Source organism: Klenkia sp. PcliD-1-E (assembly GCF_024124375.1).
Lineage (GTDB): Bacteria > Actinomycetota > Actinomycetes > Mycobacteriales > Geodermatophilaceae > Klenkia.
The window spans coordinates 1-12709 of record NZ_JAMXRZ010000116.1 but is presented as its reverse complement, the minus strand read 5'-3'; the positions used below and the strand labels follow the sequence as shown (position 1 = coordinate 12709).

13 protein-coding genes and 1 tRNA gene are annotated in these 12709 nt (G+C 75.9%); 6 read left to right on the top strand and 8 right to left on the bottom strand.

Annotated features, from left to right (window positions below):
• Positions 1-373, top strand: a 373-nt coding sequence (locus tag NH342_RS18600; protein WP_253017092.1) for an FCD domain-containing protein, incomplete at its 5' end; no start/stop codon positions are given.
• On the opposite strand, the gene NH342_RS18595 is transcribed toward NH342_RS18600, so the two are convergent.
• The 8 genes from NH342_RS18595 to argS form a co-directional block, all read right to left on the bottom strand.
• Positions 314-922, bottom strand: a complete 609-nt coding sequence (locus tag NH342_RS18595) for a phosphatase PAP2 family protein (RefSeq protein ID WP_253017090.1) — start codon at positions 920-922, stop codon at positions 314-316. The genes NH342_RS18600 and NH342_RS18595 overlap by 60 nt on opposite strands.
• Before the next feature lie 95 nt (positions 923-1017).
• Positions 1018-1419, bottom strand: coding sequence for a hypothetical protein (locus NH342_RS18590; protein ID WP_253017088.1), 402 nt, complete (start codon positions 1417-1419; stop codon positions 1018-1020).
• A 69-nt stretch (positions 1420-1488) separates the two neighbouring features.
• Positions 1489-2049, bottom strand: coding sequence for an HAD-IC family P-type ATPase (locus NH342_RS18585; RefSeq protein WP_308200695.1), 561 nt, complete (start codon positions 2047-2049; stop codon positions 1489-1491).
• Positions 2050-2300: 251 nt separating this feature from the next.
• Positions 2301-3227 (bottom strand): homoserine kinase, encoded by a 927-nt coding sequence (gene thrB / locus NH342_RS18580; RefSeq protein ID WP_253017086.1) that lies wholly within the window; start codon positions 3225-3227, stop codon positions 2301-2303.
• Entirely contained in the window at positions 3224-4300 is a 1077-nt protein-coding gene (gene thrC, locus NH342_RS18575) for a threonine synthase (protein ID WP_253017084.1), read from the bottom strand. Before thrC ends, thrB begins: the two co-directional genes overlap by 4 nt.
• Complete coding sequence (locus NH342_RS18570; protein WP_253017082.1) at positions 4297-5601, bottom strand: homoserine dehydrogenase; 1305 nt, start codon at positions 5599-5601, stop codon at positions 4297-4299. Before NH342_RS18570 ends, thrC begins: the two co-directional genes overlap by 4 nt.
• The gene (lysA, locus tag NH342_RS18565; protein WP_253017080.1) at positions 5598-7079 is read right to left on the bottom strand and encodes a diaminopimelate decarboxylase; all 1482 of its coding nucleotides are present in this window, start codon (positions 7077-7079) and stop codon (positions 5598-5600) included. Before lysA ends, NH342_RS18570 begins: the two co-directional genes overlap by 4 nt.
• Positions 7076-8737: an arginine--tRNA ligase gene (argS, locus tag NH342_RS18560; protein WP_253017078.1), complete on the bottom strand. Its 1662-nt coding sequence runs from the start codon at positions 8735-8737 to the stop codon at positions 7076-7078. The genes lysA and argS overlap by 4 nt, the downstream gene beginning before the upstream one ends.
• Before the next feature lie 230 nt (positions 8738-8967).
• On the opposite strand from argS, the gene NH342_RS18555 reads away from it, so the two are divergent.
• The 5 genes from NH342_RS18555 (at position 8968) to NH342_RS18535 (ending at position 12524) form a co-directional block, all read left to right on the top strand.
• Complete coding sequence (locus NH342_RS18555) at positions 8968-9909, top strand: DUF3105 domain-containing protein (RefSeq protein WP_253017076.1); 942 nt, start codon at positions 8968-8970, stop codon at positions 9907-9909.
• A gap of 43 nt (positions 9910-9952) precedes the next feature.
• Positions 9953-10639 (top strand): DUF305 domain-containing protein, encoded by a 687-nt coding sequence (locus NH342_RS18550; protein WP_253017074.1) that lies wholly within the window; start codon positions 9953-9955, stop codon positions 10637-10639.
• Positions 10640-10677: 38 nt separating this feature from the next.
• Positions 10678-10749, top strand: a tRNA-Arg gene (locus NH342_RS18545).
• Positions 10750-10821: 72 nt separating this feature from the next.
• Positions 10822-11325 carry an SRPBCC family protein gene (locus NH342_RS18540; RefSeq protein WP_253017072.1) on the top strand — a complete coding sequence of 168 codons (504 nt, stop codon included), beginning with the start codon at positions 10822-10824 and terminating at the stop codon, positions 11323-11325.
• Positions 11322-12524, top strand: coding sequence for an MFS transporter (locus tag NH342_RS18535; RefSeq protein ID WP_253017070.1), 1203 nt, complete (start codon positions 11322-11324; stop codon positions 12522-12524). Before NH342_RS18540 ends, NH342_RS18535 begins: the two co-directional genes overlap by 4 nt.
• Positions 12525-12709 lie beyond the last annotated feature (185 nt).

Genomic DNA, 12709 nt, shown 5'->3' with positions numbered 1-12709 from the left:
CCTGGCCCCGGCCCGCGCGGCCGTCGCCGCGCTCGGCGCCCTGGCCGGGGAGGACTGGCCGGCCGTGGCCGCCGCGCACGCCCGGGTGCACACCGCACTGGTCACCGCCGCCGGCAGCCCGCGCATCACCGACGCCTACTCCCGGCTGCACTCGGAGCTGCTGCTCCTCCTGGTGCACGTGGCACCGGCCCACGACGTCCCGCGGCTGGCCGCCGAGCACGAGGCCTACCTCGAGCAGGTGCAGGCCCGGGGCCCGGCAGCGGTCCAGGACCACCTGGCCGCCAGCACGGCGGTCATCCTGGCCGCCCGGGGCTCAGGGCCGGGCCGGGACGGGCACGGGGAACACCGACCGGACCACGGGTCGGGTCCGTAGCCACCGGGTGAGCGCGGTGAGCGGGCGGCGCAGCACCCACCAGCCGAGCAGTGCCACCCCCGCGCCCACCAGCAGCCCGGCCGCGACGTCCCACGGGTAGTGCGCGGCGACGTACACCCGGGCGCCGGCCATGAGCACCGCGAGGACGGCGGCGACGACGCCGAGGCGGCGGGAGACCAGCCACAGCCCGGCCGCGCAGGCCCCGGCCACCACCGCGTGGTCGGAGGGGAAGGAGGCGTCGGTGGTCCGGGTGGCCAGCACGAGCAGGCCCGGGTGGGTGGCGTAGGGCCGGGCCTCGCCGACCGCGGCGCCGATCCCCTGGTTCAGGGCCAGGGCGACCACGGCGGCCACCGGCGCCCAGCCGGCGGCCGCGAGCTCCCGGTCGGACCTGCCCCGACGGGTCCACAGCGCGACGGCGAGGAGGACGCCGACCAGCACCAGGCCGTAGGTGGCGTACAGCAGCGCCGGGGTGTGCAACCAGCCGGTGCGCCGGGCGAACCCGTTCACCGCCAGCAGCAGGCGGTCGTCGGTGCGGTGCAGCTCGGTCACGGGTGGGCTCCTGGCGGGCGGTGGCGGGGGACCGGTCGAGGGTCCCCGCCACCGCTGTCAGGGGGCTGTGCCGAGGATGTCGGCAGCCCGTGCGCTCAGGGGCGGGGCAGCGGGCGCAGCACGGTGACCAGCAGCCAGATGACCCCGGCGGTCAGCACCATCGCGCCGGGGATGTGCACCCAGAGCGTGTCGCGGCCACCGACCGCGGCCTGGGCGATGGTGGCCAGGAAGACGACGACGGCCAGCACGGCCAGCCCGACGCGGGCACGGCCCTGCCGCCACAGCACGATCGCGGCGATCGCGCCGATGCCGGAGAACACGTGCAGCGCGATCGCGCCGGCGGCGTGCAGCTCCTCGGGGCCGCCGCGGGGGAACAGCTGGCCGGCGGTGATGAACTGGAACAGCACGCCCAGCGCGGTCAGGACGGTGGCGACCTGCAGGACGCGGACGACGGCGGTCGGTGCGGTGGTGTCGGAGGCGGCAGTGGCTCGGGTCATGCCGGGAGTGTGGGGACACGGCACCGGTGCCCGCCCGCCCGACCGGCGGATGCACACGTGATGCACAGGTCAGGCCCGCCACGCCCCACGGCGGAGCATCCGCAGGCCGTTGAGCGCGACCAGCACCGTCGACCCCTCGTGCCCGGCGACACCCAGCGGCAGGGGCAGGTGGCCGACGAGGTCCCAGCTGACCAGCGCCACGACGACCGTGCCGGCGAGCACCAGGTTCTGCACGACCAGCCGCCGGGCCCGGCGCGAGAGCCCGACCAGCGCCGGCAGCGTGGCCAGGTCGTCGCGCACCACGACGACGTCCGCGCTGGCCACGGTCAGGTCCGAGCCCACCCCGCCCATGGCCGCGCCCACGTCGGCGGCGGCCAGCGCGGGGGCATCGTTGACGCCGTCGCCGACCACCAGCACCCGGTGGCCGGCGGCCTGCAGCCCGCGCACCGCGGCGACCTTGTCCTCGGGCAGCAGACCGGCCCGGACGTCGGTGATGCCGAGCTCGGCGGCCAGGCGCTGCAGCTCGGGCAGCAGCATGCCCGACAGGCCGGCGCCGCGACGGCGCTTCCCGGCCACGGCCGCGGCGTCCTCGTTCGGGGCGCCGTCGACCACGGAGGTGGTGTCGCTCACGTACAGGTCCTTCCCTGCGGTGACCCGCGCCTCCTGGCGCAGGAGATGACCTCGGACCTCTCGGGTTCACCCGGGTGAGGACCGGGCGGGACCGAGGAGGGGTGGGTCTGTGGGGAGCGAGGCGGAGGACGGCGGTTCGGCACGTCGGGTACGTCTCGCGTGGTGCTCGCCCGAGGGCGGCTGTGCACCAGCCTAGGCACGACTGGCTGCGCCTTACAACACCGGCTGTCCCCGGTGCCTTCCCAGGCAGGTCAGGACGATACAGCACCGTTCTCGTGCGCTGCCCCGTGCCGCACGCGCGCGCCACCGGTGTCGACCGGCAGGTCGAGGACCTGCCAGCCCTCGGGGACGACGGTGTGCACCAGCGGCGCGTGGCCGGGCTCGGCGCCCAGCACCAGCACGCTGGGGCCGGCGCCGGACACGACCGCGGCGTGCCCGGCGTCGCGCAGGTCGCCGACCAGGGCGGCGGTGGCCGGCATGTGCGGCCCGCGCTGGTCCTGGTGCAGGCGGTCCTCGGTGGCCGGGAGCAGCAGCTCGGGCGCAGCGGTGAGCGCGTGCACCAGCAGGGCGGCGCGGCCGGCGTTGAAGGCGGCGTCGCCGTGCGGCACGGTCGGCGGCAGCAGGGCCCGCGCGACGTGCGTGGACAGCGTGGTGCTCGGCACGCACACCACCGGGGTGACCCGCGGGTCCACGGCCAGGGAGGTGGCCCGGGCGCCGTCCTCGCCCGACCAGGACAGGGTCAGCCCGCCCAGCAGGCAGGCCGCGACGTTGTCGGGGTGGCCCTCGATGACGTCGGCGAGGGCCAGCACGCGCTCCTCGTCGATCCCGGTGACCGCCGGGCACAGCGCCCAGGCCGCGAGGACGCCGGCCACGACCGCGGCGGCCGAGGAGCCCAGGCCGCGGCCCTGGGGGATGGCGTTGCGGGCACGCAGCTGCAGGCCGGGGGGGAGCCAGCCGAGGTCGTCGCAGGCGGCCTGGAAGGCCCGCACGACCAGGTGCGACTCGTCGCGGGGCAGCTCGGCGGCACCGATCCCCTCCACCTCGACGTGGTAGCCGTCGGCGACGCAGACCTCGACCTCGTCGTGCAGGGCGAGCGCGAGCCCGGCGCTGTCGAAGGCGGGGCCGAGGTTGGCGCTGGTGGCCGGCACGCGGATGCGCACCGGGGCGGGGCCGCTCACAGCCCCAGCTGCGCGGCGGCGGCCGCGGCGTCGACGGGGACGGTGACCGGGGCGGGGGCACCGGAGATCGCCCACTCGGGGTCCTTGAGGCCGTTGCCGGTGACGGTGCAGACCACCCGCTGGCCCGGCTCGAGCTCGCCGGCCTCGGCGACCTGCAGCAGCCCCGCGACCGAGGCGGCCGACGCGGGCTCGACGAAGACGGCCTCGGTGCGGGCCAGCAGCCGGTAGGCGGCCAGGATCGCGCGGTCGGTGACCGCGTCGATGCGCCCGCCGGACTCGTCGCGGGCCGCCAGGGCCTTGGTCCAGGACGCGGGGTTGCCGATCCGGATCGCGGTGGCGATGGTGCTCGGGTTCTCGACGACCGCGCCGGACACGATCGGGGCGGCGCCGGCGGCCTGGAAGCCGAACATGCGGGGGCGACGGGTGGCCGGGCCGGGGTGCGAGGAGTCCACGCAGTACTCGCGGTAGCCCTGCCAGTAGGCGGTGATGTTGCCGGCGTTGCCGACCGGCAGGCAGTGGATGTCCGGGGCGTCGCCGAGGACGTCGACGACCTCGAAGGACGCGGTCTTCTGGCCCTCGATGCGGTACTGGTTGACGCTGTTCACCAGGCTGACCGGGTAGTCGATCGCCAGCTTGGAGGCCAGCGCCAGGCAGTCGTCGAAGTTGCCCTCCACCTGCAGCAGCTTGGCGCCGTGCACCAGCGCCTGGGCGAGCTTGCCGGTGGCGATCTTGCCCTGCGGCACCAGGACGGCGCAGACCAGCCCGGCGCGGGCGGCGTAGGCCGCGGCGCTCGCGGAGGTGTTGCCGGTGGAGGCGCAGATGACCGCCTGGGCGCCCTCCTCGACGGCCTTGGTGATGGCCATCGTCATGCCGCGGTCCTTGAACGACCCGGTCGGGTTGGCCCCCTCGACCTTCAGGTACACCTCGCACCCGGTGCGCCGCGACAGCTCGGGGGCGGGCACCAGCGGGGTGGCGCCCTCCTGCAGCGTGACCACCGGGGTGGACGCGGTGACCGGGAGCCGGTCCCGGTAGGCCTCGATGAGCCCCGGCCAGAACGGCGAAGCGGCGGTCATGCCAGTCCCTCCACGCGCAGCACGCTGGTCACGGCCCGGACGGCCGGCATCCCGCGCAGCGCGGCGATCGTGGCAGACAGGGCGGAGTCCGGTGCCCGGTGGGTGACGATGACCAGGGTCGCGGCCTCGCCCGCGCCGTCCTGGCGCACGGTGGAGATGCTGACCCCCTGCGCGGCGAACTCCTGCGCCACCTGCGCGAGCACGCCCGGGACGTCGGCCACGTCGAGGCTGACGTGGTAGCGGGTGGGGGTGTCGGCCATCGGCGCGACCGGCAGCCCGGCGTACACCGTCGTCCCCGGGCCCGCGGCGCCGGCGACCCGGTTGCGGGCCACGGCGACCAGGTCGCCCAGCACGGCCGACGCGGTGGGCTCGCCCCCGGCGCCCTGCCCGTAGAACATCAGCTGCCCGGCGGCCTCGGCCTCGACGAACACCGCGTTGAACGCCCCGCCGACGGAGGCCAGCGGGTGCGAGGTGGGGATCATCGCCGGGTGCACCCGCACGGCGACCGACGCTCCGTCCTCGCCCTCGACCTTCTCGCAGATCGCCAGCAGCTTGACCGTGCAGCCGATCTCGGCGGCGCGGGCGACGTCGGTGGCGCTGACCGCGGCGATGCCCTCGCGGTGCACGTCGGCGGCGGTGACCGGGGTGTGGAAGGCCAGCGAGGCCAGGATGGCGGCCTTCGCGGCGGCGTCGAAGCCGTCGACGTCGGCGGTGGGGTCGGCCTCGGCGTAGCCCAGCTCGGTGGCCTCGGCCAGCGCCTCGGCGAACCCGGCGCCGGTCTCGGCCATCCGGGACAGGATGTAGTTCGTCGTCCCGTTGACGATGCCGACCACCCGGGTCAGCTGGTCCCCGGCCAGCGACTCGCGCAGCGGGCGCAGCAGCGGGATGGCCCCGGCGACGGCGGCCTCGTAGTACAGGTCGACGCCGGCCTCGGCGGCCGCGGCGTGCAGCGCGACGCCGTCGTCGGCCAGCAGTGCCTTGTTCGCGCTGACCACGCCCTTCCCGGCGGCGAACGCGGCCAGCATCAGCTCGCGGGCCGGGTCGATGCCGCCGATGACCTCGACGACCAGGTCGACGTCGTCGCGGGTGACCAGTGCGTGCGCGTCGGTGGTGAGCAGGTGCGCGGGCACCTCGGGGTGCCGGTCGGGCCGGCGGACGGCGACCCCGGCCACCTCGACCGGGCGGCCGACGCGGGCGGTGATGTCACCGGCCTGCTCGTCCAGCAGCCGGAGCACCGCCGAGCCGACCGTGCCGCAGCCCAGCAGGGCGACCCGCAGCGGTGCCGTCGGGGGCGCGCTCACGAGCCCACCCCCACCGCGGGCTGGGACGGCGGGACGGCGGGCGCGGGGACGTCGGCGAGGACGGCGTCGAGGGCGAACACGTCGGACAGTGTCTGACGCCGCACGACCGGGGTGGACACCCCGTCCCGCACGGCGACCACCGGCGGCTTGAGCAGGTAGTTGTAGTTCGACGCCATCGACCAGCAGTAGGCCCCGGTCGCGGCGACGGCGAGCAGGTCGCCGGGGACGACGTCCGAGGGCAGCCACAGGTCGCGCACCAGCACGTCGCCGCTCTCGCAGTGCTTGCCCACCACGCGGCACAGCGCGGGCGGGGCGTCGGAGACCCGGTTGGCCAGCACGCAGGTGTAGGCGGCGTCGTAGAGGGCCGTGCGGATGTTGTCGCTCATCCCGCCGTCCACCGACACGTAGTTGCGCACTCCGGGGGTCCCCGGGGCGCCCGAGGAGCCCAGCCGGACCGGCTTGATCGTGCCGATCTCGTAGAGGGTCACCGTGCCGGGCCCGGCGATCGCGCGCCCGGGCTCGACGGCCAGCCGCGGCACCGGCAGGCCCAGCGCCGCGCACTCGGCGGCCACGACCGCCCGCATCCGGGCGGCGACGTCGGCCGGGGCGACCGGGTCGTCCTCGGCGAGGTAGGCGATGCCGAAGCCGCCGCCGAGGTTGAGCTGGCCCAGCACGACGCCGGTGGCCTGCTCGACCTGGGCCATGAGCCCGACGACGCGGTGCGCGGCGGCCTCGAAGCCCTGGGTGTCGAAGATCTGGCTGCCGATGTGGCTGTGCAGGCCGGCGAGCTCCAGCGCCGGCTCCCGGATCACCCTGACGGCGGCGGTGAGCGCGTCGCCGGTGGCGAGGGAGAACCCGAACTTCTGGTCCTCGTGGGCGGTGGCGATGAACTCGTGCGTGTGCGCCTCGATGCCCACTGTGGTGCGCACCAGGACCGCGACCGGCGCCCCGCCGGCGGCCACCCGCGCGGCGGCCAGCGGCACCAGCCGGTCGACCTCGTCGAAGGAGTCCAGCACCACGTGCCCGACCCCGGCGTCCACGGCCAACGCGAGCTCGACCAGGGACTTGTTGTTGCCGTGCAGCGCGATCCGCTCGGCCGGGAACCCGGCGGCCAGCGCGACCGACAGCTCGTTCCCGCTGCAGACGTCCAGGTGCAGCCCGTCCTCGGCGACCCAGCGGGCGACCTGCCCGCACAGGAACGCCTTGGAGGCGTAGTGCACGTCGGCACCGGCGAAGCCCTCGCGGAAGTCCGCGGCGCGGCCGCGGAAGTCGGCCTCGTCCAGCACGAACAGCGGGGTGCCGTGCTCGCGGGCCAGCTCGGTCACCGGCCGGCCGGCCAGGTGCAGCTCGCCGCCCACCCGGGTGGCCCCGCGCGGCCAGACCGCGGCGTCGAGCTCGCCGAGGGAGGCCGGCGGTGCGCCGGCGGCCGAGGGCGGGGTGATGTTCCCGTGCAGCGGCCCCGCCGGGTGGGCCCTCACATCCGCTCCGGGGCGTGCACGCCGAGCACGGCCAGGCCGTTGCGCAGCACGGTGCGGGTCGCCGAGCACAGCCACAGCCGGGCGACCGTGGTGGCGGTGGCCTCCTCGTCGCCGCGGGGCAGCACCCGGCAGGCGTCGTAGAAGCGGTGGTAGGTGCCGGCCAGCTCCTCCAGGTAGCGGGCCACCCGGTGCGGGGCGCGCAGCTCGGCGGCGGCGGTCACGACCCGGGGGAACTCGGCGATCGCGCGCAGCAGGTCGACCTCGCGGGGGTGGGCGAGCTGGGCGGCGTCCACGGTGTCGGCGGTGCCCAGGTCGATGCCCAGGTCGGCCGCGCCGCGCAGCAGCGAGCAGATCCGGGCGTGCGCGTACTGCACGTAGAAGACGGGGTTGTCGCTGGCCTGGGAGCTCCACAGGTCCAGGTCCAGGTCGATCTGCTGGTCCACCGACGCCCGGGCCAGCGCGTAGCGCGCGGCGTCGGCCCCGACGGCCTCGACCAGGTCGTGCAGCAGCACGAAGTTGCCCTTGCGCTTGCTCATCCGGACGGTCTCGCCGTCCTTCACCAGGTTGACCAGCTGGCCCAGCAGGATCTCCAGGTTCTGCGCCGGGTCGTCGCCGAGCGCGGCCACCAGCGCCTTGTAGCGGCCCACGTAGCCGGCGTGGTCGGCGCCCAGCATGATCACGACCCGGTCGAAGCCCCGGTCGCGCTTGTCCTGGTAGTAGGCGCAGTCGGCGGCGAAGTAGGTCCAGTCGCCGTCGCTCTTGACCAGCGGCCGGTCCTTGTCGTCGCCGAAGGTCGTGGTGCGCAGCCAGGTCGCGCCGTCGGCCTCGTAGACGTGCCCGCGCTCGCGCAGCGTGCCGACCACCTTCTCCAGGGCCCCGGAGGCGTGCAGCGTGGCCTCGGAGAAGTAGGTGTCGAACTCCACGCCGAAGTCGGCCAGCGAGGTCTTGATCTCGGCGAACATCAGCTCGACGCCGCGCACCCGGAACCGCTCCTGCTCCTGCTCGGCGGGCAGCTCGGTCACCCCGGGCTCGGCCGCGACGACCTGACCGGCGATCTCGCCGACGTAGTCGCCGGCGTAGCCGTCCTCGGGCACCGGCCGGCCGTGCGCCGCGGCCTGCAGGCTGCGCGCGAACCGGTCGATCTGGGAGCCGGCGTCGTTGAAGTAGTACTCCCGGCTGACGTCGGCTCCGGTCGCGGTGAGCAGCCGTCCCAGCGCGTCGCCGACCGCTGCCCAGCGGGTCGAGCCCAGCGTCACCGGGCCGGTCGGGTTGGCCGACACGAACTCCAGGTTGACCTTCAGCCCCGCGAAGGCGTCGGTGCGACCGTAGGCCTCCCCCGCCGTCACCGCGTCGACCGCGATCTGGCCCAGCGCGCCCTGCGCGAAGGTGATGTTGAGGAAGCCCGGGCCCGCGACGTCGACCCGGTCGATGCCCGGCTGCGCGCGCAGGTCGTCGGCGAGCACCTCGGCCACCTCGCGCGGCGGGCGGCCGGCCTGCTTGGCCAGCTTCAGCGCCACCGTGGTGGCGTAGTCGCCGTGCTCGGGGTTGCGCGGGCGCTCCACGACGACGTCGTCGGGGACGTCGACGGACAGGGCCCCGCGCTCGACGGCCGCACCGACGACGGCACGGACCAGGGCACTGAGCTGCTCGGGTGTCACCTGGCGATCGTAGGGGGCCGGAACCCGCGGCTCCCCCGCGACGTTGCACACCCCGGGACGGACGTGCGCCTCGTCACGTCGACCGGTCCGCACAGGTTCGGCACCTAGACTCCCGGGCCGGACCAGCACGTGGACCCGCCGCCGCCCCCGCCGCGCTGCCGGGGTCCGTGCCCTGGACGACCCGCCCACCGGCCCCGGACCCGTCCGGACCCGACCCCCCTGGAGAGGCCTTGCCCGAGGACCGCACGCCCGACGCCGCGAAGGACACCGCCGGCCCCGCCCGGCGCACGCCCGGCAAGGGCGCCGGCGGCCGCCAGGCCACGCCCGCCGGCAAGGGGCTGGGCAAGGGCACAGGGAGCAAGGGCGCACCCGGGAAGGGCGCGGGGTCGCGTCCAGGCGGCAAGGGCGGGCGCACCCGGCCGCAGCAGGCCGTCGTCGCCAAGCCCAAGCCGTGGGGCCTCATCGCCGCCGCCGTGGCCGTCGTCGTGTTCGCCGGCGCGGTCATCGGCTACGCCGTCTACGCGGTGAACCGCAGCAACGCCGACCGGATCACCGCCGCCGACCAGATCCAGGGCGTGCAGGTCTTCGACTACGCCGCCGGCCAGCAGCACGTGACCGAGAACGTCTCCTACCAGGAGAACCCGCCGGTCGGCGGGCCGCACGACCCGTACTGGGCCGACTGCACCGGCACCGTCTACGACATCGACATCCGGCACGAGAACGCCGTGCACTCCCTCGAGCACGGCGCCGTGTGGATCACCTACGACCCCGACGTGCTCAGCCAGGACGACGTCGACACGCTGGCCGACGTCGTGCGGGGCAACTCCGGCCTGATGCTCTCGCCCTACGCCGGCCTGTCCACCGCCTCCGACCTGGACACCCCGATCAGCCTGGAGTCCTGGAACCACCGGCTCGGCGTGGACTCCGTCGACGACCCGCGCATCCAGCAGTACGTCGACTTCTTCACCTACGGCACCGACGCCGACGGCACCTCTCTGTACCCCGAGGTCGGCGCCAGCTGCCAGAACCCGCAGTTCGCCGCGAATCCGCTGCCCGCCGACGCCGGCAGCGAGCCGATCGGCAGCAGCGATGCCCCCACCACCGACTCGGCCGCGCCGACCACCGACGCGACGGAGCCCACCGCCGAGCCCACCGCCACGACGGCTCCCTGACCCGGCGCCGGGACGCCCCGGCCCCGTACGAGGTGATCTGACCTTGTCCTCCACCCTCACCGACCGCCCCGCCGACGAGCGGTCCGACGACGCACCCGCCCCGCGGTCACGGCGCTGGCTGGCCGCCGGGCTGGTGGCGGTCATCGCTGCCGGGCTGCTGGTCATCGGTGGCGGACTCGCCGTCGCGCTGGGCGTCGGGCGCACCGACACCCCGGCGGCGGGGTCCGTGGACGCCGGGTTCTCCCTGGACATGTCCGTCCACCACCTGCAGGCCGTGGAGATGGCCAACCTCGCGCAGGGACGCACCACCGACCCCGAGGTGCTGTCGCTGGCCTTCGACATCTCGCAGACCCAGCTGAACCAGGTCGGCCGGATGCAGGGCTGGCTGACGCTGTGGGGCCTGCCGATCACCGGTGCCGGCGACATGTCCTGGATGGGGTCGTCGATGCACGACCACTCCGGCGGCGGGCTGATGCCGGGCATGGCCACCGAGGACGAGCTCGACCAGCTGCGGGCAGCGACCGGCGGCGACTTCGACGTGCTCTTCCTGCAGCTGATGATCCGGCACCACCAGGGCGGGCTGGAGATGGCCCAGGTGGCCGAGGCGGGCGCGTCCGAGTCCGTCGTCCGGGGCCTGGCGCGCTCCATCGTGGCCACCCAGACCGCGGAGACCACCACCATGGCGGGCATGCTCGCCGCCCGCGGGGGGTCCCCGCTCCCGGCACCCTGAGCGGCTGCTAGCGTTCTGCTCGCTTCCCCACCGCACGAGCCCCCGTAGCTCAGGGGATAGAGCACTGCCCTCCGGAGGCAGGGGCGCAGGTTCGAATCCTGCCGGGGGCACGCACCGACCGGGCCGGATCCTCCACGGATCCGGCCCGTCGTGCGTCCAGCACCGGACGACGGGGGTCCCGCATGCCACGCCAGCGCACCGTCTGCGACTCGCTGGTCGTGGCCGCCCCGCCGGCGGCGGTCTACGACCTGGTCGCCGACCCCACCCGGACGCCGGGCTGGAGCCCGGAGAACCGGGGCGCACGCACCGACCGGACCGGCCCGCTGCCGGTCGGCGCGGTGTTCACCGGCGTCAACGAGCGCCGTGGGTTCCGCTGGGTCACCGAGTGCGTGGTCACCGCCGCCGACCCCGGTGAGCGCTTCGCGTTCCGGGTGCGGGCCATCGGCGGCGCGCGGCGCCGGCTGCGCGCCTCGATCGCCTCCTGGGAGCACCGGCTGGAGCCGGTCGACCTGCCCGGCGGCGGCACCGGCACCCGCGTCACCCAGACCTGGACCGACGAGCGGACCATGGCCGACGCCGTCGCCCGGGTCTTCGACGCGGTCGCCACCCGGGGACCGTTCGCGGACTTCCAGCGCCGCAACCTGGCCGAGAGCCTGCGCCGCCTGCGGGCCGTGCTCGAGGCGTGAGCACCCCGCCGACCCCTCGCCCCCGGGCGTGGCTGCCGGTCGCCCTGACGATGTTCGCCATCGGCTGGGGTGCCAACCAGTTCGTCAGCCTGCTGGTCGCCTACCGCCGCGACGAGGGCCTGTCCGCCGTGGACGTCGCCGCCCTGGTCGGCGTCTACGCCCTCGGGCTGGTCCCGGCGCTGCTGCTGCTCGGCCCGGTCTCCGACGCCCGGGGCCGCTCCCCCGTGCTGCGCGCCGCCGCCCTGGTGTCGGTCGTGGCGACCGGCGTGCTGCTGCTGGACCAGCTCTGGGCCCTCTACGCCGGCCGGCTGCTCGCCGGGGTGGCCAGCGGTGCGGCGTTCGCCGCCGGCAGCGCCTGGGTGCGGGAGCTGTCGGGCCCGGCGTGGGACCCCACCACCGTGCCCGGCACCGGCGCCCGCCGCGCGGCCACCGCGCTCTCGGCCGGGTTCGGCCTCGGGCCCCTTGTCGCCGGTCTGCTCGCGCAGTGGGCCCCCGACCCGCTCACCACCGCCTACCTGCCCCACCTGCTGCTCGCCCTCGCCGTCCTCGTGCCGCTGTGGCGGGCGCCGGAGACGGTGCCCCGCGCGGAGGCCGCCGTCCCGCTGGGGCAGGCCCTGCGGGTGCGGTCGGTGACCCGTCCCCGCTTCCGGCGGCTGGTCGTCCCGGTTGCGCCCTGGGTGTTCACCGCGGCCACCGTCTCCCTGGCGGTGCTGCCCGGCCTGCTCGTGGCCCGCGGCGGGACGGCGGCGGAGTACGCCGTCGCGGTCAACGCCGTCGTCGCCGGGCTGACCCTGGGCACCGGGGTCGCGGTGCAGCCGCTGGCCCGCCGGCTGGCCGCGCAGGACACCCGGCCGGCCGCGCGGCTGGGCTGTGCCGCAGTGCTGGCCGGGCTGCTGGTGGCCGCGGGGTACGCCGCCTCCCCCGCGCCGTGGCTGCTGCTGCCCACCGCACTGCTGCTGGGCACCGGCTACGGCTGCTGCCTGGTCGCCGGGCTGCTGGAGACCCAGCGGGTGGCTTCCCCGCACGAGATGGCCGGGCTGACCGGGGTGTTCTACGCGCTGACCTACCTCGGGTTCGCCGCCCCGCTGGTGCTGGCCGCGCTGACCGCGCTCGCGCCCTACCCCGTGCTGCTGCTGGTGCTGGCCGCCCTCGCGGCCGCCGCACTCGCCTGGACGACGCTGGACCGCCGCACAGCTTGACCGCTCACCGACGCGTCGTGGTGGGCCCGGCGACACCTGCCCGACACCTGCGGGCCCGACCGTTGCGGGCATGAGCACCGGCCCCTGCTCGACCGACTGCCTCGCCGACGTCGTCCCCACGGCACCGGCCGGGCTGCGCCGCCGGCGCGCCGCGGCGCTGGCCGTCGCCCTGGCCCGCGCCGCGG

What these genes read in the sequence shown, in the direction of transcription:
- NH342_RS18540 (WP_253017072.1), top strand. Translation starts at nt 10,822, where the DNA reads ATGCCACGCCAGCGCACCGTCTGCGACTCGCTGGTCGTGGCCGCCCCG.
- thrC (WP_253017084.1), bottom strand. Translation starts at nt 4,300, where the DNA reads ATGACCGCCGCTTCGCCGTTCTGGCCGGGGCTCATCGAGGCCTACCGG.
- NH342_RS18590 (WP_253017088.1), bottom strand. Translation starts at nt 1,419, where the DNA reads ATGACCCGAGCCACTGCCGCCTCCGACACCACCGCACCGACCGCCGTC.